Origin of the sequence: Akkermansia sp. KLE1798, from assembly GCF_001580195.1 — a bacterium.
Classification (GTDB): domain Bacteria; phylum Verrucomicrobiota; class Verrucomicrobiia; order Verrucomicrobiales; family Akkermansiaceae; genus Akkermansia; species Akkermansia biwaensis.
Window position 1 is genome coordinate 133447 of sequence record NZ_KQ971090.1, and the last position, 17914, is coordinate 151360.

Genomic DNA, 17914 nt, shown 5'->3' on the forward strand with positions numbered 1-17914 from the left:
GGGTAGCATAAAGTTTTTTTCTTTCAATCCCTACCTGAGACGGAGGGATGGATTGAAACGTCAATTTCATTCCTTCCGCGGCGGCATGAAAAAGCCGCCGGCTTCCGTGAGGGAAACCGGCGGCTGGGTCGGAAAGTTTTTTCCAGTTTTATTTGACCGTCACGGTCGTCTGGGCCGATTTGAGGCCGTTGGAGATGACCTGGAGAGTCGCCTTGCCGGATTCTCCCTTGCGGGAGCGCAGAATGACCTGGGCAAGGCCGTTAAAGGCCTTGATTTTCAGGATATTCTTGTTTTCCGGATTGGCCATCGTGGTGAAGTCCGTGGGATCTCCGTTGCAGATGCCGGCAATTTCCACCGGACCGCTGACCTTGAAGGTGAGCATGTTTTTGCTGCGGGGAACCATGCGACCCTGGGCGTCCCGGACAGCAACGGTGACGTAGGAGAGGTCGTAGCCGTCTCCGTTGATTTCATTGCGGTCCGGCTTCAGGGTAAGGGCCGCCGGTTTTCCGGTGGTGGTTACCGTGTCCGTAGCCCACACCTTGCCGTCCTTTTTGGCGACTACCTTGAGGGTGCCGGGCGTATATTTCACGTCTTCCCACACGAGGCGGTAGCGGTCTTTTTCGCCCTTGCCCTTTTTGCGGACTCCCAGGGATTTGCCGTTCAGGAAGAGTTCCGCTTCATCTCCGCTGGTGTAAACGTGCACGGGCGTGATTTCACCCTTGCGTTCCGGCCAGTTCCAGTGGGGTAGGATATGGGCCATCTTGACATCCGGCCTCCATTTTGCCTGGTAGATGTAGAAGCGGTCTTTCTTGAAGCCGCACAAGTCCACAATGCCGAAGTAGGAGCTGCGGGAAGGCGCGCGGTTGCCCAGCTTTTTGAGTTCCGCCATCATTTTTTCCCGTTCCGGTCCTTCAGGCACGTTCAGGGCGTTGGTGGCGTCCAGGTTGTACGGAGTGGGTTCGCCGAGGTAGTCGAAGCCCGTCCATACGTATTCCCCCGCGCTGTTGGGGTTGTCGTCCTGGGCGGCGAATTCCACGTCCGGACGGTATGCCCAGCCGGGGGCGTACAGGTCGTAGGAACTGACCTGGTAGAGGAAGAATCCCTTGCTCTTGTTCCAGTCCACGGGGAAGAAGTATTCTCCGCGCGTACTGACACAGGAGGAGGTTTCACTGGCGTAGAAGGGCTGGTCCGGCCGGTCCTTGGAGAAGGCCTTGTATGCCCAGGGCTTGTAGTTGTAGCCGTACACGTCCAGAGTGTCCGCAAACCCGTTCCGGGCGGCGCCTGCGTCATTGCAGCCTGCCGTTACCTTGCGGGTGGGGTCTTCCCGGTGGAAGAGATCCGTCAGGGTCTGGGAAACGTGGTGCAGACTCTTGTTGCCCTGTTCCGGCACTTCGTTGCCCGTGCTCCATGCGATGACGCTGGGATGGTTGCGGTCCCGGTGGCAGAAGTTGACCAGATCGCGTTCGTGCCATTCGTCAAAGTAGTTGTGGTAGTCCTGTCCCTTTTTGGCACTGTGCCACATGTCAAAGAGCTCGTCGATAACCAGTATTCCCATTTTGTCGCACAAGTCCAAAACTTCCGGAGCGGGCGGGTTGTGGGAGGTGCGGATGGAGTTGACGCCCATTTCCTTCAGGATTTCAATCTGGCGTTCATAGCCGCGAGTGTGGGCGGCCCCGCCCAGCGGTCCCAGGTCGTGGTGCTGGCAGACGCCGTTGAGCTGGACGCGCTCGCCATTGAGATAGAATCCGGTGGGTTTCCATTCGATGGTGCGTACGCCGAAGTTCGTGAATTTCTGGTCAATGATTTTGTCCCCCACCTTGACGATTGTTTTCATCTTGTAGAGATGGGGAGCCTTGAGCGTCCACAGGGTGGGATTTTTGAGCGTGAGCGTGCTGGTGACCTTGCCTTTTTCTCCGGCGGGAATGGCTTCCCCCTTGGTGGTGACGGAGGCCACTACCTTGTTTCCGTCCAGGATTTCTTCCGTGACGGTGGGGGTGACGGGCTGTTCCGTGGTGTTTTTCACCGTGGTGTCCACTTCCACCTTGGCTGCGGATTTGGTGATTTCCGGAGTTTTGACGAAGACGCCCCAGTGTTCAATATGAACGGGGTTGGATTCCGTCAGCCATACATGGCGGTGAATGCCCCCGCCCGGATACCAGCGGGAGGAGTTGGGGGGATTGTCCACCCTGACGGCAATGGAGTTTTTCTGGCCGAATTTCAGGAAGGGAGTGATGTCCACGCGGAAGGAACCGTAGCCGTATTTCCATTCTCCGGCGAGTTCTCCGTTCACATAGATTTTCGGGCGTGACATTACGCCGTCAAAGTCCAGATAGAATTGGTTGCCCTTGGCGTCTGCGGGAATTTCCAGCGTTTTGCGGTACCAGCCGATGCCTGCCCATGGGAGCTTGCCCGTTTCATTAGGAAGCTCCATGCGGTAAGGGCCTTCAATACCCCAGTCATGCGGCAGGTTCAGGGACCGCCAGTTCTTGTCGTTGAAGCCGGGGCTGGAAGGGGTGTCGGCCTTGCCACCATTAGGGGCCTGGGGACGGATGGTTTCTCCCTTGGCGTCGGTAAAGGTGATTTCACGGATACTGGCCCAGTTGCTCTGGTTGTTGCCTGTAGCGGTAACGCGGAAGTAACGGGCCTTGCCGCTTTTGTTTTCCACCGTGTCGTCCTTGCTGTTGTTCTGGCCGGAGGTTTTGTCCTCAATGGTTGTCCAGCGTTTCCCGTCGCTGGAGCTTTCCAGCTTGAAAAGGTGGTTATTCTGCTTTTCCCACAGAATGTTGATGTTTTTTACATCCACGGGGCGCCCCATGTCTACGGTCAGTTTTTCTCCGCTTTTGCCGCCGTCGGCGCACCAGCGGGTGGACTTGTCTCCGTCCACGGCATTGTCGGCGGGGTTGCCGGCTTCTTCACTCGTTGCCGTGGCGAATCCCAGGGCTTTTCCCGGTTCCGGCAGGGTGCTGCCGTCCGGCATTTTGCCGAAGCGGGCGAATTTCCAGTTCCAGTCCAGGCTCTCCGTTTTGGTGGCATCCAGGGGAGCGCCCATCAGGGTGGCGATGCTGAATGCCGTCAGGCAGAGGGTCGTACGTGTAATGTTGGCGAACATATCCCCCTTATTACGACTGTAATTCCGCGATCTTGCAAGAATTTTATTCGGCAAGGCTCCGTTTGTTTGTGCGGAATGCGCATGGAGTTGACGTATCCGGCGGGATGACGGAGGCCGTCCGTTCCGTTACATATAAGGCATCTTTCCGGGAGCGGATGACATGGGAGAGCTTCCGGAGAGTATGAGGAGGCTGCATGAAAAAGGGCCTCTTTACTGAATGAGAAAGAGATAAGAGGACAGAACAGGGGAGGTAGAATGCCGGGCCGGCCGTTGTAGCCGGCCCGGCAAAGGGGAAAAGGTTAGATGTACACCTTGACGATGGCTTTTTTCCTGAGACGGTCCACCCATTTTTTATAGCGCTCATTGCTGCGCTTGTTGCGCGCCATCATGTCGATTTGCTCCTTGATGGCGGAGAGGGGGGGCGGAGGCGCCAGTTCCTTTTTTTCCACCATCACAATGGTGAAGCCGGTGGCGTCTACCAGCGGGCCGATGATTTCCCCGGGCTGGGCTCCAAAGATGATGGCGGCAAATTCAGGAGAAAGGGTGGAGCGTTCGGTAATGGGCCAGTCGCCGCCCTTTTCCGCGTACATGTCCTTGGAATAGCGGGTGGCCATTTCCGGGAAGGTCGCTTTTTTGGCCCTTATTTCATTGGCGATGAGGTCGGCCAGATTGAATTGGACTTCCGGCGTGGAGGCGGAGTCGTTGCCGAGCATGGGGATAAAGATTTTCTTGAATTTGACCTTGTCCTTGGTCAGGTCCCGGTACTGTTCCTTGGTGGCTTCATATTCCTTCCGGAGCTCTTCGGGGGTGGGCGGGATTTCCTGGTCGTATTTGGAAGCGCGCATGATTTGAACCTGAAGCTGGTTTTTCGTCATTTCCCGGAAGGATCTGATGGTCATGCCGGACATGCTCAGGTTTTTCAAAAAGGCATCGCGGTCTCCATTGAACGTGGTCAGGATGGTGCGGTTGATTTCCTGGTCGATTAGGGAGTCGCGGATGACGCCGCCCATGCCTTCGAATTCATTGCGGAGCAGTTCGCGTTCCACCAGGTCTTCAATGATGTTTTTCTTGGCCAGGGCAAGCTGCTTGTAGAATTCCGGTCCCTGCTTGGGATATTGTGCCGCCAGCTGGGCGCCGATGGGCATCAGCCGGACGCTGACCTCGTTGGCCGTGATGGGCCGTCCGTTGACTGTAGCGGCTATCCGGTTGACGATGCGCTGGGGCCTGAGGCGGGAAACGGGAGCTTCATCCGGAGAAACGCGCCTGGATTCGTCCGGACGGACGGTTCCCCCACCGCTTTCCCCTCCACGAAGCTGGACGGACCTGGGCAGGGTCGCTCCGGGGTCCACCACGCTTTGGCCTTGGGCGGCCAAGGTCATGGTAAAAATGAGAAGCGTCTGGATATGGGTCCTGATATTCATGAATATGTGGGAAAGGCTTGAATGCGTCCGAATCATAGGAAACAGATATGTGAATACAATACATTTCTGGGTATGTATAGTGGCTGTATCATGGCAGCCGAGCGGTTCCAGGCAGCCCCCGGCGCGGTCCTTACCTGCTGACTGTGGATATGCTTGGTGGCTGCCTGTTTTCCATATAAAGTAAATGCCGATGCACGAATGCCGTTTATTGAGCGGGGTAGTCCGTTCCGCCCGTCCTGCCAATATTCCTACCCTGTTTACGAATGCGGCGGCGGCATGGGCCGCCGTAGCGGGGGGAGAATGGCCGCCGCCCGTCATTTATCTGGGTGTGGTGTTGACGGGGCTGTTCTTTTATTTGTACGGCATGTGGGAGAATGACCGGGTGGACGCTTGCTGGGATGCCAGCCGGTATCCGGATCGTCCCGTTCCTTGCGGGGCTGTCAGCACGTCCTTTTTAAGGGCGATTGCCTTGATGGCCGGATTGGCCGGTTTGGTGCTGAATATGCTGCTGGGCGGGGAGTTTGCCGTGGGAGCCCTCCTGCTGATCGTTATTTCCCTGTACAATATGTTTCACAAGTTCTGGAGCGGCTCCATCCTGCTGATGGGGCTTTGCCGCGGGCTGTGGGTGACGGCCGCGGGGCTGGTTTTTTCCCATGCGGAGGGCAGCGCCATTCTTCCGAATGCCGTGTTGTGGTATGCTGTGGGGCTGGCCGTGTTCACCTGCGTGATTTCCCTCGTGGCGCGGCGTGAGGCGGGACGGCCGCGTGTTCAGGCCGCCGTGGGGCTGTTGTTGTCAGGCATGTGCCTGTTTGATGCGGCATGGCTGTTTTTCTTCGGTTCCTGGCTGGGAGCAGGGGCTGTCGTATTGTGGGCCGGAACGCGACTTTTACAGAAACGGGGCGTGCGCGCCACATAGGTTTGGATTGAAATGACAGGAAAAATGTGCATGATTTGACGGGAGAAAGTGGGTTATGAGTGAATTGATCATCAAGATAGGACCGTTGTTCTGGGTATTGAGCCTGCTGGCCGTGTACGGCTTGGCGGTTGTGGCGGAACGCATTTTGTATTTCCACAGGATTCAGATCAACACGGGGGATTTTTTAAGGGGCATTTCCAGGCTGGTGAACGCCGGCAGTGTGGATGAAGCCAGGCATGAAGCGTCCATTCTGCCCGGTCCCGGGGCGCGCGTCGTCTCTTCCGTTCTGGCCCATTCCGGTCTGGAACGCCAGGAACTGCGCACGGTGGCGGAGGATTCCGTGCAGATGGAGGTGTTCCAGATTGAAAAGAATATCCGCGGGCTGCTGGTGGTGGCTACGGTCAGTCCGCTGGTAGGGGTGCTGGGAACCATTCAGGGATTGATCGGATTTTATTCCCAGCCCGGATTGCTGGAAGGGAAAGCTCCGACTCTGGCCATGTCTGACGCTGTGTTCCAGGCCTTGCTGAGTTCCGCCCTTGGGCTGAGCATCGCGATTCCCGCCTATTTGTTTTATTGCTATCTGGCTTCCCGCGCCCGTCAGGTGGTCCATTCCCTGGAACGGGCCGGAACAGAGGCCGTCTGCCTGGTATGCGACGCCCGCCAGAGGCGCGAGGACGGGGAACGCATGGCCGGCAGGGAAGCCTGAGAACGTTTAAAGGAGACGGACAGACGTGCAGATCAAAACCCGTTCAACATTGCCCACCGGGGCGTTTTTCCTGCAGGTGACCGTTCTGCTGGATCTGGTGATTCTTGTGTGTGTGCTGACGGTGATGACCTCCCGCGTGGGAATGGAGTACGGTTATGAGGTGAAGGCTCCTGCCTCCGGGTTCCTGATGAATATCGTAGGGGATGTGGAGTTTATTTCCGTTACGGCCGGAGAGCAGCCGTCCTTTTATCTCGGAAACCGGCTGATTGAAGGAGGATTGCCCGGAGTGGCCGCGGAACTGGACCGGATTGCCCGCAGCCACGGAGCGGACGGAAGTGACCGCATGAGCATCGCCCTGCGGCTTGATTCCTCCGTTTCCCACGGCCTGAGGGAGCAGCTTGAGAATATGGTGCTGTCCAGGGGAATGAAATGCTATATTGCCACTGAACCAGCAGACTGACCGCTTTTCTTCCCTCCGCATGAAGCTGAACAAAAAGAGCCGGGCCAAGATTTTCGACCTTCATCTGGGGTTGACATTCGACTGGCGTGAGACCGGCATTCTGCGCTGGCGGATTTTGTTGTGGATGCTGTTTTTCGGCGTTTGCCTGTCGGCTGCCGCCGTGTTTGTGGATGTTGACGTTCCCGGCGTCCGGAGGCGTGCGAACCAGACGGCGGCTGTCATTTTGTTCCCTGCGGACAATCCCCGCCTGCATCAGTATGTGCTCCGCAATACTCCTCTGCCTGTAAGAGGGCCGGTGTGGGCTGATCCCGTGACGGCGGGCCCCATTGGGGAAACGGGCGTGACGCTGCCCTCTCTCAGCTCATCGGATACCCCCCTGGAGTTTCTCCCTCCCGTTCCGCTGCCGACCGTGGCGGACCAGGTGTGGCGCATGTGGAAGTATCCGGATTTTCATATTCTTTCCATGATGAATCCGTCTCTGGATGTTTCCGGCACATGCGTTCCTTATTTGTCTTTTTATTCTCCGGGCCTGGATGGCCGGATCGTGACGTCCGGCGCCCTGGACGGCTTTGCCAGAAGCGAAGACCATACCGGTCTGAGAAGCGAGTTTTTTGTGGTTGTGGACGAGTGGGGCGTTCCTTCCCAGGTGCTTTTGCTGGATTCTTCCGGGAGTTCCGGCGCGGATGATTCCGCCATGAGGTTTGTCCGCTCCCTGCGCTGGGTTCCTTCTGCGGAGCCGCGCAGCGGCACCATGTCCATAGAATGGAAGGAGGCGGAAGAGTCATGAACATGTCTGTCCAGGATTTCCTGACGCGCCTGTTTCTGCTCGCGTGCGGCGGTTTTGCCGCCGTGGTGTTTGCATGCCTTGTGACGGGGTGTATACGTTCTTTCCTGGAGAGACGCGGCAAGGTCCAGTGCCGCATATGCGGATACCGGTTTTACGCTACGCCGGATAACAGCCATGCGGAATGCCCGCATTGCGGCGCGGCTAACAGGCGCTGAGGGGTTTGTACCTGAAAGCGCGGTATTAATAGATCCGCAGGGATTCTTCATCAATGGGCAGGGAATCCATGCCCAGGTCTTCCGCCCCGTGCGTTCCCATTTCCTCCCGCACGTAGATGACGTCCACCCGGCTGCTTTTGCCTTCTCCGGAGCGGTAGCGGATGCGCGGCTCCCTGATGACGACGGTATTGCCGCCCATGGCGGCGGCTTCCTTGGTGAAGTAGTTGATCAACTCCTTGTCATCCATGGAAACATGGACAATGCGGCCATCCGGGCCGTCAAAATGTCCCACGTTGGTATATTCCCCCATGGGATATTCGTCAATGACCAGAACCTCGTTCTGGTGAATAGGGGGGCGGGGCGCACCGGATGTTACGGGCGTCCAGGCATTGGGTCCTGTTGGGGGGGAGCAGGCTGTAATCAGACTTGTCAGGCAGAAGCCCAGGCTGAAAAGAGGCGCTTTCATGATTGTCCTGCCGTTAATAATCGGCAGGAGGTACAAAAATGCAACGGTAAACTTCGTTGCCGTCGTGAAAGATTTGCACCATGACACGGTCCGGCGTTCTTTTCACGCAGTAAAAGTCGTGTTCCTCGGGAATAGGCGGCGCATAGCGGCGGGAGGAACGGCGCGCAAAGACATGCTGGCGGAATACTCCCACAACGGCATGATTGCTCATCTTGACAATGGTGTAGTAATCGCTGGTAGGCAGGGTAATGGAAGGCGGAACGTCTTTGGCACTCACGAGAGGGAGTATAGATGGCTGCTGAAAATAAAGTCGAACCTGAAATGTGGCATGGGATCACGTCCTGTACGTTTTCCCCTAGTCCGTCCGTCCCATCATTTCCCTGGTTTCCTGGATAGTGTGCGCCTGCGCTTCCCGGATGCTCATCATGGAAGGCTGTTCAAAACTTTTCCGCCTGGCGTCAATGTCTTTGTTGATTTCATGGCTGAATTGTTTGTCCGCCTCTTTCCAGGTGCGTCCCTGGATTTCCGCCTTGCGCGTGGCGTATTGCTTGGAGGCGTCCTGCCAGGAGCCCGTGTTCACCCCCTTGGCGTGGGCGATGAAGTCCGGAACTTCCGTTTTTCCGTCCATGAAGGATTTGGCGCCATCCCATTTTTTTGTTTCAAATCTGGTTCCCGCACCGTCAAACTGTTTTTTCTCAAATCCGGAGGTTTCAAAGGCTTTTTTCTCAACGGAGGAGATTTCCCCTCCGTATCTGCGGCCTTCAAAAGAGCTTCGTTTCTCGGAAACCATCTTCATTTCTCCGTCTTTATCCTTTTGCACGGAAAAGCCGCCGGCAAACCGGTCCATCAGGTCCATGGATTTTTGATCCCTGGTTTCCAGACTGTTGGTGACGGTGCGCTCGGTAGCGCAGGAGCAAAGCCCTGCAGCAGCAATCAGGCAGAGATGCGTTATCCGGAACATGCTCACGTTCCCATTTTCCCGATTGGGAGGAAAATTGCAAACAAAAAGGCGTCTTCATCGTGAGGATGAAGGCGCCCGGAGTAATTTGTCTTTCCCTGTGCCGGGTTTATTTGGAAGCGGTCAGCTTGGCGACCTGGTCCTTCAATTCCTTGCCAACTTTGAATTTGACGACGGAACGGGCCGGAATCGGTACATCCTGGTCAGGGTTCTTGGGGTTGCGGCCCACTTTGGGCTTTACTTCCTTTACCTGGAAGGTGCCGAAGTTGCGGATCACAACACGGTCTCCTTCTGCAAGAGTGCTGGAGATAATGTCCACGGCACGCTGTACGATGTCGAACACTTCAATCTGAGTGAAGTTCGTTTCGGCGCTGATCTTGTTAACGAGGTCTCGTTTTGTTAATGTTTTAGCCATATGAAGTGCAGAATGATATGAATGTATGAGTTTTATAGTTCACGGGGGCTGATTTGTCTCCTAAAAAATCACAGAATCCGTGGCATGCTTGATTTTTGCGTATTCAACTGCGTGATGCAGGGAATTTGCTTGACCCGCCTTGTTTGCATGCTTCCATTATTGTCCCCCGGATATCCGGAGCAGAGAAAAAGCGTATGCGCACCACCTTTACAACCATGCTGACCGGCGTCCAGGCCGGAAAATTGGAAGCCATTCTTGACGCAAAGGGCTTTGAAAGGGGGCAGGTGCCCTATGCCCGTTTTTCCTTTTCCGGTCCTTCCCTCCTGGTGACGGTATATGAAAAAAAGAACAAGCTTCTCGTGCAAGGAAAAGGGACGGATGAGTTTGTCGAGTTCATCCTGGAGCCGCAGGTAACGGGGCTACTGTCCGCCCCGGAGGAAGAGGCGGGAGAAGTGTGTCCGGCCCACTTCGGCATTGACGAGAGCGGCAAGGGCGACTATTTCGGCCCGCTGGTGATCGCCGGGGTGTATGCGGACGCGCGCATCGGGGCGGCTTTGCGGAAACTGGGCGTATGCGACAGTAAGCTGGTATCCACTTCTTCCCGGATTCGCTCTCTGGCGGAGGGAATTCGCAAGGTTCCGGGCCTCCGGTTCCATTTGGTGAGCATCGGGCCGGAACGCTACAATCAGCTTTATCCTGAATTCAAGAATTTAAACCGTTTTCTGGCGTGGGGGCATGCCACTGTTATTGAAGGCTTGGTGGGGAAGGTGCCGGACTGCCCCATGGCGCTGAGCGACCAGTTCGCTAATCCGTTTGTCCTGAAAAGGGCGCTGGCCGCCAAGAAGCTGGCCATCCGGCTGGAACAGCGAACCAAGGCTGAGAGCGACGTTGCGGTGGCCGCCGCTTCCATTCTGGCGCGTGAACGCTTCGTAAACTGGATGGATGCTGCGGGAGAGGCTGCCGGCATGAAGTTGCCGCTCGGCGCATCCGGCCAGGTGGTGAAGGCAGCCCGCCAGCTTGTGGCCACGCATGGGGAAGAGATGCTGCCGAAGGTGGCCAAGATGCATTTCAAGACTACGCAGTCCGTCTTGAAGTGAATTCAGGCGGGTGTGGCCAGGGGAGGTGCTTCCCGTTTCCATTTGCCGTCCCCTACGGACAGGACGGTAATTCTTACTTTGTCCAGGCCGTGATGTTTCATGTCCAGGCGCTCGGCGGCTTTCTCACTCAGGTCAATGATGCGGTTCCTGACGAACGGCCCCCGGTCGTTGACGCGGACTTTGACGGATTTTCCGGTGCGCAGGGATTGTACAAGTACTTCGCAGGGCAGGGGGAGGGTGGGATGAGCCGCGTGCAGGTGCCAGGGCCGGACGTTTTCCCCGATGGCCGTCGATCCGCTGACAAGGCCCCACAGGGCGCACTCATTATAGTGGGAGGCGATACCCGTTTGCTCGAATCCCAGGGCCTGTTCCACGCTCATGGGGTGGTAGCGGTGGCCCCGTATGGTGTATGGGCGCGTCATGTAGCCGGGATAGTCCCGGCTTTTGGGGGAGGACGAACAGGCGGCCAGCCATAAGAGCCCCGCCAGCATGGCCGTTCCCCGGATGATGCCCGTGTGCATGGTGTATTTATACGGAAAGAACATTGGGAAATGCAAGCTGCCGCTGTGTTTTTCCCTTTTTTGCAGGTGTTATGCCACCGGAGGGGAACGGAGGGACGGCTCCGTCTTTCCGGGCCTGGCCCTTGGCTTCGGGATGCTCTTGTTAGTTGATTTGGGTTGACTTGGTTTACATGCTTGCGTAGCTTCGGAGGCGTTGTTGGCAACTTACTACAATAGATTATATAATGAACAGACAAGCATTTTATCCGCATCTCTCAGTGGATTGTGTGTTGATTGGGTTCGACGAGGAAGGGCTGAAAATCCTCCTGGTCGAAAAAACGCACGTTGAATCTGGGCATACGGGAGCCATTTCCAAGCTTCCCGGAGATTTGATTTATGAAGACGAGGAGCTTGATGCGGCTGCTCGCCGCATCCTTTTTGACATGACTGGCATGTCTTCTCCCCATTTGGAGCAATTCCATACGTTCGGCTCTCCTTCGCGGATCAAGAACCCGGCGGACAGGGAATGGGTGGAAGCCACGTCCGGACGGAAGATCGGCCGGCTGGTGACGGTGGCCTATATGGCGATGCTGAGGATTTCCACCAAGCTGCGCAAGCTGATGGAGAGCCACAAGACCAGATGGGTGCCCGTGGATGACCTGCCTGAGCTGGCTTTTGACCACCGTGATATCATTGAACTGGCCCTGGAAAGGATACGTTCCGCCGTAAAGAAGGAGCCGGCCCTGATTTACGACATGCTGCCTTCCAAGTTTACCGCTCTCCAGCTCCGGAGGCTGAATGAGGAGATTCACGGCAAGTCCATGGACGTGCGCAATTTCCATAAGAAAATAGCCGCCAGGCCGTACATTGTGCAACTGGATGAAAAGGAGGAAGGCGTAGCGCACCGCGCGGCGCGCTATTACCGGTTTGACCGTAAAATTTACAACCGCCTTTACTGCCGGAACTGACGCCGGGCCGTTCGGGCACACTTTTTAGAGCTCCCTTGCGCCATGTTGCGGAGGGAGCTCTTCTCATTTGACAGAGTCCGGTTTGTAACGCATCTTATGCGCACGTTGATTCCCATGACAGAGCCTGCATTTATTCCGGAAGACTATTTTGGCGAGCTGGCCCCCTCCGAGATTTTCGGGGAAGACGGTCCGTTCGAGGTGGACTTGGGGTGCGGGGACGGGGGTTTTCTTCTTCAGATGGCGGCACATTATCCGGAACGCCGTTTTCTGGGTATTGAGAGATTGCTGGGACGGGTGCGGGGCGTGTGTTCCAGGGCGGCATCCCGCGGCCTGGATAACGTGAAGGTATGCCGGGTGGAAAGCCGTTATTTTCTGGAATGGCTGCTACGACCGGGCTGGATTTCCAGGCTGCATTATTTGTTTCCGGACCCCTGGCCGAAGGAGAGGCATCATAAGAACCGCCTGATACAGGATGATTTCATGCCCGTGCTGCACCGTTCCCTTGCGGACGGCGGGGAGTTCCTGTTCAAGACGGACCATGAGGAATACTTCCTGTGGGTGCTGGACCGCGCGGAACGCTGCGGCCTGTTCCGCCGCGGGAATTGGGAGGAAGGGGATTTCTTTTATCCGAAAACGGATTTTCAGCTTCAATGGGAATCCATGGGCAAGCCTACCTACTTCGCCCGTTTCATCAAACGCCAGTAAGCCTGATTTTCATGCCTTTTACTCTTCATCAGAAAGATTCGTCCACGGCCGCGCGCCTGGGTACGCTTGAATTGCCGCATGGCCGGGTGCAGACACCCATTTTCATGCCCGTAGGCACGCAGGGTTCCGTGAAAACGCTGCATCCCCAGGATTTGGAAAGCCTGGGCGCGCAAATTATTCTGGGGAATACGTATCATTTGTCTCTCCGTCCCGGTTCCGGATTGATCAGGGAAATGGGGGGGCTGCATCGTTTTTCTTCGTGGAACCGTCCCATTCTGACGGATTCCGGGGGGTTCCAGGTCTGGTCGCTGGCGAAGCTCCGCAAGATTACGGAGGAGGGCGTGCGTTTCCAGAATCATCTGGACGGCGCGTACATGATGCTTAGTCCGGAACGCTCCATGGAGATACAGGCGGATCTGGGGAGCGATATTGCCATGCTTTTTGACGAATGCCCTCCCTACCCCTGTGACCGGAAGTATGCGGAAAGCTCCCTGGGCTACACGCTCCGCTGGGCGAGGCGGTGCAAGACATGGGTGCAGGAACACCGGCCCTGTTCCGGGGAAGGGAGGCAGCACCACTTCGGAATTGTTCAAGGGTCCGTGTACGCGGATTTGAGAAAACGGTGCGCGGAGGAACTGGCGGCCATGGATTTTGACGGCTATGCGATAGGAGGCGTTTCCGTGGGTGAGCCGGAAGAGGAGATGCTCCGGGCTATTGACCATTCCGCCCCCTGGCTGCCGGAGGACAAGCCCCGTTATGCGATGGGGCTGGGCACGCCTCCCCAGCTTCTGGAGATGATTGCCCGCGGCGTGGACATGTTCGACTGCGTGATGCCTACCCGCCTGGCGCGCCACGGGGTGGCCCTGACACCGGACGGCCCCATGCATATCAAGAACCAGCGCTGGGCCGCGGATGTGCGCCCCATCGACCCGGAAGGGCATCCGCATGTCACACAATTCTCACGGGCTTACGTGCGCCATCTCTTCAAAGCGGGGGAGATACTCGCTTTAAGGTTGCTTTCTTTCCAGAATCTGGAATTCTATCTCCGGCTTATGGCTCAAGCGCGTGAGGCCATAGCCGTCGGCACGTTCGGCTCCTTCAAGGATTCATTCATCGCGCGGTATCAAGCAAACGACATTTTATGAGTATCTTTATGTTAGCACAGGCCCAGGATGGTGCGGCAGCTCCTGCCGCTCCCGTCACCACAGCCACGGAAAGCGTTCCCGCCGGCCAGCCGGCGCCGGAACAGCCGAATATTTTCGAGCAGATCTTCGGCGGTCCCATGTTCATGTTCGTGGTCATCATTATTCTGTTCTGGGTGATGCTGATCCGCCCGCAGAGAAAAGCCCAGAAGGAGCAGCAGGCGCGCATCGCATCCCTGCAGCGCGGGGACAAGGTGGTGACGAACGCAGGGCTCCACGGCTTTATTGAAAAGGTCAACGACCGCACCGTTTCCCTCAAGATTGCGGAAGGCGTGATCGTTGAACTGGAAAAGAACGCGATCGTTCACGTTGAGAAGTAATCGCCGCTTCCGCGTTTTCCGCATTTTCCGCATCCGCCTTGTGCCGCCCGCCGGCAGGGGGCGGATGTTTATTTTTGAAACCGTCTTTTCAAGGCGGGGTTAATAAAAGTGACCATGAAATTGTTCCAGCCTTTCATCCTATCATGTGCCGCCGCGCTGGCGTGCGGTTTCCTGCCGCAGGCTGCGGCCCGGATTAAGGCTCCTGCCGTGGAGGGGCGGGAAGCAGCTCCTCCTGTTCCCAGGCCCGGTTTGGAAAGCCTGCAGGTAACTCTGCTGATCCGCCAGATGGTGCTGGACGAGTATGACAGCACGGGAACGGGCGTCTTGTCCGAAGAGGACAAGGTCCGGCTGGTGAAGGACGCACGTGCCGCGCGCCAGGAGGCCCGGAGGAAATTCATGATGCAGTTTGATAAGGACGGAGACGGAAAACTTTCTCCTACGGAATACAAGGCGTTCCGGGAATATGTGGAAAAACTCCGCAGGGAACGCGGCAGGGACGGAGGACCGGACATGCGCCGTAAGGAAGGGCCTCCACCCCCTCCTCCGCCTCCCGGGATGGAACGAGCCGTACCCATGGTGGAAATCAGAACGCCGGGGAAAAAACGCTTCATGGTGGCGCCGGGCCTGTTTTTGCTGACCAGGAACATGCTGTTGAAAAAGTATGACGCCAATGGAAACGGACGCATTGATCCGGAGGAACATGCTCTTGTGATGAAAGATGCGGCCGCTCTGTACCAGGCCAGGCTGAAGGAAATGATGGACCTTTACGACTTGGACAAGGACGGTACGCTCAGCCCCATGGAAAGGGAACAGGCCCTTGCGAACAGCTACCGGGACAACCCTCTGTACTCCATGGAAGAGCCGGACGACATAGACCTGTTCATCAGGGCGAATATCAGCGAGGTTCTGCTGCTGGAGGCTCCTGTGAACGGAGAGCAGGAGGAAGAATCGGAATAACTCTGGTTTCGCCATGGAACAGCCGCTGGAACCGGAACGGGCCTTTCTGCAGTATTTGGAGGTGGAAAAACAGGCATCCCCGCATACGGTTGAGGTTTATGCCCGCGCCCTGCGCCAGTTCCGGACATGGGCGGGTGCTTCTTTCACGGCGTGGGAGGCCTGCACGGCTGAACAGATGAGGGACTGGCTGTTTCAGGAATTGAAGGATGAGGCTGCTACGGCGTCCATCCGCCTGCGTTTTGCCGCCCTGCGCAGTTTTTACCTGTTCATGATGCGGCGTTGCGGTCTGGAGGCCAGTCCGATGACGGGCGTTTCCCTGCCCAGAAAGAAAAAAAGCCTGCCCGTTTTCCTGACCATCAACCAGATGGTGGAATTGCTGGAATTGCCGTACAAGGTACCGGTGCCTCCCAACGCCCCGGCGTGGTTGCCTTACCGGGATGCCGCCATTCTGGAACTCTTCTATTCCTGCGGCATGCGGTTGAGCGAACTTGTCGGCCTGGACGTCAACAGCGTGGACCACCGATTCCGCGGGGTGCGCGTGATGGGGAAGGGGCGCAAGGAGAGGATTCTGCCTGTGGGGGCTCCCGCTCTGTCCGCCCTGGAAACGTATGCTTCCATGGCCGGACTGCCGAAGAATTCCCCCCTCTTTGTCTCCCGCATAGGCACCCGCCTCAGCGCCCGTGCCGTGCAGATGATGCTGGACAAATACGTAAAGCTTTCCTCCATCCCGTTCCCCATTTCCCCCCATAAAATCCGGCATACCTTCGCCACGCATATTCTGGATGCCGGGGCGGACCTGCGTTCCGTCCAGGAACTGCTGGGCCACGCTTCCCTGTCCACCACGCAGATATACACCCATGTGACGCGCGCCAGAATGGCGGAGGTTTACAGGCAGGCGCATCCCCGGGCATGACTTTCACTTTCCCCGTCCATGGAAGAACTCATCTTTGCAGGAATTCTGCTGCTTTCACAGGCTTCTCCCGGTCCCGACCAGGCTTTCGTCACCAGAAGCACGCTGGCGTACGGATTCGGAGCCGGGGTGATGGCCGCCCTGGGCATCGGCACGGGTGTTGTAGCGCATGCCGCGCTGGCGTGCACGGTGGGGGCTTCCGTTTTTCACAGTCCGCTGGGGCTGGCGCTTTTCTGCCTGGCTTCCTGCTGGATGCTGTATCTGGCCTGGAAAATATGGCCCCGTGGCGGTAAGTCTCCCGTTCCGGCAGACGGAAACGTCCCCCCGGCCTCCTCCATTTACCGGGACGCTCTGCTGACGAATCTGATGAATCCCAAGGCCACCTTCTTCTTCGTGGCTTTGGCCGCCCCTCTGCTGGAAAAGAATCATTCCGTCTCCTATGCCTTCTTCATCGGCGTGCTCATCGTGGTTACGGGCACGGTGGGATGGATCCTCTGGGCGCTGGTATTCCGCTGGCATCCCATCCGGATTTTTTATGACCGCCATGCCAGCTGGGTGGACGCCGCGCTGTCCCTGGCACTTGCCGGATTCGGCATCAGCATGCTGTACTCCTTCGGGCGCATGGCCGTGGAAAGTTTTTCGTAATGAAGGGAAGAAGGGATGAAAAGGTTTTTTTGCCGGAAAACAACTCTGGTGTTGACAATGATCCCATTATATCGCATACATCTGCACCCGCAATGGGAAGCTGACCGTGCACGCATGCGAGCGACAAAACGCGGGAGTTCTCATTAACATCTTTTATTTAAAATTGATATGGCAGTAGCAATCAGACTCAACCGTCAGGGTTCCAAGGACCGTCCTTACTATAAAATCGTAGTTGTAGACAGCCGCGCTCGCCGCGACGGCCGTTACATCGAACAGGTAGGCACCTATGATCCCATGCAGGAAGGCGTCAACTACACCATCGACCTGGAAAAGGTTGACAAGTGGCTTTCCAACGGCGCCCAGCCGTCTGAAACGGTGAACTCCATGATCCGCAAGGCTCGCAAGGCCTGAGTCGCATAACCGTTCAGCTTTCCCTGAAGGCGTTCCTCCTGTGAGGATCGCCTTTTGTTGTTTCTTGCAAAAGGACGGAAAGCCCCTGGGGGAAGCAGCTCACGGAAAAGGAATATGCAGCTGTGTCAGCGTGAACGGAACACCCGGGCGGATTCAAGGATGCCGAAGGTGATCTCGTGAATGTGGAGATTGGCCGTATCTATGGTGAGATGGGCTGTTTCCTGATAAAAGGGAAGCCGTTCGTCCATAAGACGTGCAAGCACCCCCCTGGAGTCCGGAGCTTGCAGCAGGGGACGGTTGGAACAGCGGGAAATGCGCTGGTACAGAGTATTCACATCCGTATGAAGCCAGACCACGAACCCCAGTTCCTTCAGCAGTTTCCGGTTCTCCGGGCGGATGGTGATGCCGCCGCCTGTGGAAATGATGCGGCTGTGCCTGCTGCCGGACTGCATTTGGCGCAGGACGCCGGTTTCCAGGTCACGGAAGTGGGATTCTCCGAGAGTCTTGAAAATCTGCGGAATGCTCATGCCCGTCTGCTGCTCGATCAGTTGGTCCGTATCTGTAAAGCGCAGATTCGTTTCCCGATGCAATTCCTTCCCGATGGTCGTTTTGCCGCACCCCATCAGCCCGATCAGGATGATGTTAGGCAGGGGGGGGCGCACCGGGTCCTTCATACCCCAAGTGTAACCAATCCGCCCGTTTGAGAAAACAACTTTTTAGCCGTATGCCCTTTTCCGGCCCGTAGG

At 56.9% G+C, this 17914-nt stretch carries 22 protein-coding genes; 14 read left to right on the forward strand and 8 right to left on the reverse strand.

Going from position 1 to position 17914, the window contains the following annotated elements:
- Positions 1-148: 148 nt before the first annotated feature.
- Together galB and HMPREF3039_RS10045 are read right to left on the reverse strand one after the other, a co-directional pair.
- Positions 149-3109, reverse strand: coding sequence for a beta-galactosidase GalB (gene galB / locus HMPREF3039_RS10040; protein ID WP_067570827.1), 2961 nt, complete (start codon positions 3107-3109; stop codon positions 149-151).
- A gap of 299 nt (positions 3110-3408) precedes the next feature.
- Positions 3409-4530, reverse strand: coding sequence for a peptidylprolyl isomerase (locus HMPREF3039_RS10045; protein ID WP_067570825.1), 1122 nt, complete (start codon positions 4528-4530; stop codon positions 3409-3411).
- Between the two features lie 208 nt (positions 4531-4738).
- Here HMPREF3039_RS10045 and HMPREF3039_RS10050 point away from each other — a divergent pair, with 208 nt between their 5' ends.
- The 5 genes from HMPREF3039_RS10050 to HMPREF3039_RS10070 are packed head-to-tail and all read left to right on the forward strand — an operon-like array spanning position 4739 to position 7614.
- Positions 4739-5446, forward strand: a complete 708-nt coding sequence (locus tag HMPREF3039_RS10050) for a UbiA family prenyltransferase (RefSeq protein ID WP_067982062.1) — start codon at positions 4739-4741, stop codon at positions 5444-5446.
- A gap of 55 nt (positions 5447-5501) precedes the next feature.
- On the forward strand, positions 5502-6152 hold the full coding sequence (locus HMPREF3039_RS10055) for a MotA/TolQ/ExbB proton channel family protein (RefSeq protein WP_067570823.1): 651 nt from the start codon (positions 5502-5504) through the stop codon (positions 6150-6152).
- A gap of 25 nt (positions 6153-6177) precedes the next feature.
- A complete protein-coding gene (locus HMPREF3039_RS10060; protein ID WP_147549698.1) occupies positions 6178-6612 on the forward strand; it encodes a hypothetical protein in 435 nt (144 codons plus the stop codon).
- 19 nt (positions 6613-6631) lie between these two features.
- Complete coding sequence (locus HMPREF3039_RS10065; protein ID WP_067570821.1) at positions 6632-7399, forward strand: hypothetical protein; 768 nt, start codon at positions 6632-6634, stop codon at positions 7397-7399.
- Entirely contained in the window at positions 7396-7614 is a 219-nt protein-coding gene (locus HMPREF3039_RS10070; protein ID WP_067982056.1) for a hypothetical protein, read from the forward strand. The genes HMPREF3039_RS10065 and HMPREF3039_RS10070 overlap by 4 nt, the downstream gene beginning before the upstream one ends.
- Positions 7615-7639: 25 nt before the next feature.
- Here the strand turns inward: HMPREF3039_RS10070 and HMPREF3039_RS10075 are convergent, their stop codons facing one another.
- From HMPREF3039_RS10075 to HMPREF3039_RS10090, 4 genes are all read right to left on the reverse strand, one after another.
- Positions 7640-8080, reverse strand: coding sequence for a hypothetical protein (locus HMPREF3039_RS10075; protein ID WP_067570819.1), 441 nt, complete (start codon positions 8078-8080; stop codon positions 7640-7642).
- A gap of 13 nt (positions 8081-8093) precedes the next feature.
- On the reverse strand, positions 8094-8357 hold the full coding sequence (locus HMPREF3039_RS10080; protein ID WP_067570818.1) for a hypothetical protein: 264 nt from the start codon (positions 8355-8357) through the stop codon (positions 8094-8096).
- Positions 8358-8435: 78 nt separating this feature from the next.
- A complete protein-coding gene (locus tag HMPREF3039_RS10085) occupies positions 8436-9041 on the reverse strand; it encodes a hypothetical protein (protein ID WP_067570817.1) in 606 nt (201 codons plus the stop codon).
- Between the two features lie 106 nt (positions 9042-9147).
- The gene (locus HMPREF3039_RS10090) at positions 9148-9489 is read right to left on the reverse strand and encodes an HU family DNA-binding protein (protein WP_306419612.1); all 342 of its coding nucleotides are present in this window, start codon (positions 9487-9489) and stop codon (positions 9148-9150) included.
- Between the two features lie 158 nt (positions 9490-9647).
- Between HMPREF3039_RS10090 and rnhC the strand changes: the two genes are divergently transcribed.
- The gene (rnhC, locus tag HMPREF3039_RS10095) at positions 9648-10550 is read left to right on the forward strand and encodes a ribonuclease HIII (RefSeq protein WP_067570815.1); all 903 of its coding nucleotides are present in this window, start codon (positions 9648-9650) and stop codon (positions 10548-10550) included.
- Positions 10551-10552: 2 nt separating this feature from the next.
- Here the strand turns inward: rnhC and HMPREF3039_RS10100 are convergent, their stop codons facing one another.
- Positions 10553-11071 (reverse strand): septal ring lytic transglycosylase RlpA family protein, encoded by a 519-nt coding sequence (locus HMPREF3039_RS10100; RefSeq protein ID WP_067570814.1) that lies wholly within the window; start codon positions 11069-11071, stop codon positions 10553-10555.
- A 224-nt stretch (positions 11072-11295) separates the two neighbouring features.
- Between HMPREF3039_RS10100 and HMPREF3039_RS10105 the strand changes: the two genes are divergently transcribed.
- The 8 genes from HMPREF3039_RS10105 (at position 11296) to rpsP (ending at position 17168) form a co-directional block, all read left to right on the forward strand.
- Positions 11296-12018, forward strand: a complete 723-nt coding sequence (locus HMPREF3039_RS10105; RefSeq protein ID WP_067570813.1) for an NUDIX hydrolase — start codon at positions 11296-11298, stop codon at positions 12016-12018.
- Positions 12019-12132: 114 nt separating this feature from the next.
- Positions 12133-12723 carry a tRNA (guanine(46)-N(7))-methyltransferase TrmB gene (locus HMPREF3039_RS10110; protein WP_067571039.1) on the forward strand — a complete coding sequence of 197 codons (591 nt, stop codon included), beginning with the start codon at positions 12133-12135 and terminating at the stop codon, positions 12721-12723.
- Positions 12724-12734: 11 nt separating this feature from the next.
- Complete coding sequence (tgt, locus tag HMPREF3039_RS10115) at positions 12735-13868, forward strand: tRNA guanosine(34) transglycosylase Tgt (protein ID WP_067570812.1); 1134 nt, start codon at positions 12735-12737, stop codon at positions 13866-13868.
- Positions 13869-13876: 8 nt separating this feature from the next.
- A complete protein-coding gene (yajC, locus tag HMPREF3039_RS10120) occupies positions 13877-14245 on the forward strand; it encodes a preprotein translocase subunit YajC (RefSeq protein ID WP_231863909.1) in 369 nt (122 codons plus the stop codon).
- Positions 14246-14359: 114 nt separating this feature from the next.
- On the forward strand, positions 14360-15202 hold the full coding sequence (locus HMPREF3039_RS10125; protein ID WP_067570805.1) for an EF-hand domain-containing protein: 843 nt from the start codon (positions 14360-14362) through the stop codon (positions 15200-15202).
- A 13-nt stretch (positions 15203-15215) separates the two neighbouring features.
- Entirely contained in the window at positions 15216-16115 is a 900-nt protein-coding gene (locus HMPREF3039_RS10130; RefSeq protein WP_067570803.1) for a tyrosine recombinase XerC, read from the forward strand.
- A gap of 18 nt (positions 16116-16133) precedes the next feature.
- On the forward strand, positions 16134-16757 hold the full coding sequence (locus tag HMPREF3039_RS10135) for a LysE family translocator (RefSeq protein ID WP_067570801.1): 624 nt from the start codon (positions 16134-16136) through the stop codon (positions 16755-16757).
- Between the two features lie 168 nt (positions 16758-16925).
- Positions 16926-17168, forward strand: a complete 243-nt coding sequence (gene rpsP / locus HMPREF3039_RS10140) for a 30S ribosomal protein S16 (protein WP_067570799.1) — start codon at positions 16926-16928, stop codon at positions 17166-17168.
- Between the two features lie 125 nt (positions 17169-17293).
- Here the strand turns inward: rpsP and HMPREF3039_RS10145 are convergent, their stop codons facing one another.
- The gene (locus tag HMPREF3039_RS10145; protein WP_067570798.1) at positions 17294-17842 is read right to left on the reverse strand and encodes a shikimate kinase; all 549 of its coding nucleotides are present in this window, start codon (positions 17840-17842) and stop codon (positions 17294-17296) included.
- Positions 17843-17914: the final 72 nt, after the last annotated feature.

Coding starts and splice junctions, on each gene's coding strand:
- rpsP (WP_067570799.1), top strand. CDS start 16,926: ATGGCAGTAGCAATCAGACTCAACCGTCAGGGTTCCAAGGACCGTCCT.
- HMPREF3039_RS10065 (WP_067570821.1), top strand. CDS start 6,632: ATGAAGCTGAACAAAAAGAGCCGGGCCAAGATTTTCGACCTTCATCTG.
- HMPREF3039_RS10100 (WP_067570814.1), bottom strand. CDS start 11,071: ATGCACACGGGCATCATCCGGGGAACGGCCATGCTGGCGGGGCTCTTA.
- HMPREF3039_RS10045 (WP_067570825.1), bottom strand. CDS start 4,530: ATGAATATCAGGACCCATATCCAGACGCTTCTCATTTTTACCATGACC.
- HMPREF3039_RS10130 (WP_067570803.1), top strand. CDS start 15,216: ATGGAACAGCCGCTGGAACCGGAACGGGCCTTTCTGCAGTATTTGGAG.
- rnhC (WP_067570815.1), top strand. CDS start 9,648: ATGCGCACCACCTTTACAACCATGCTGACCGGCGTCCAGGCCGGAAAA.
- HMPREF3039_RS10145 (WP_067570798.1), bottom strand. CDS start 17,842: ATGAAGGACCCGGTGCGCCCCCCCCTGCCTAACATCATCCTGATCGGG.
- HMPREF3039_RS10055 (WP_067570823.1), top strand. CDS start 5,502: ATGAGTGAATTGATCATCAAGATAGGACCGTTGTTCTGGGTATTGAGC.
- yajC (WP_231863909.1), top strand. CDS start 13,877: ATGTTAGCACAGGCCCAGGATGGTGCGGCAGCTCCTGCCGCTCCCGTC.
- galB (WP_067570827.1), bottom strand. CDS start 3,109: ATGTTCGCCAACATTACACGTACGACCCTCTGCCTGACGGCATTCAGC.
- tgt (WP_067570812.1), top strand. CDS start 12,735: ATGCCTTTTACTCTTCATCAGAAAGATTCGTCCACGGCCGCGCGCCTG.
- HMPREF3039_RS10135 (WP_067570801.1), top strand. CDS start 16,134: ATGGAAGAACTCATCTTTGCAGGAATTCTGCTGCTTTCACAGGCTTCT.
- HMPREF3039_RS10085 (WP_067570817.1), bottom strand. CDS start 9,041: ATGTTCCGGATAACGCATCTCTGCCTGATTGCTGCTGCAGGGCTTTGC.
- HMPREF3039_RS10125 (WP_067570805.1), top strand. CDS start 14,360: ATGAAATTGTTCCAGCCTTTCATCCTATCATGTGCCGCCGCGCTGGCG.
- HMPREF3039_RS10075 (WP_067570819.1), bottom strand. CDS start 8,080: ATGAAAGCGCCTCTTTTCAGCCTGGGCTTCTGCCTGACAAGTCTGATT.
- HMPREF3039_RS10070 (WP_067982056.1), top strand. CDS start 7,396: ATGAACATGTCTGTCCAGGATTTCCTGACGCGCCTGTTTCTGCTCGCG.
- HMPREF3039_RS10110 (WP_067571039.1), top strand. CDS start 12,133: ATGACAGAGCCTGCATTTATTCCGGAAGACTATTTTGGCGAGCTGGCC.
- HMPREF3039_RS10105 (WP_067570813.1), top strand. CDS start 11,296: ATGAACAGACAAGCATTTTATCCGCATCTCTCAGTGGATTGTGTGTTG.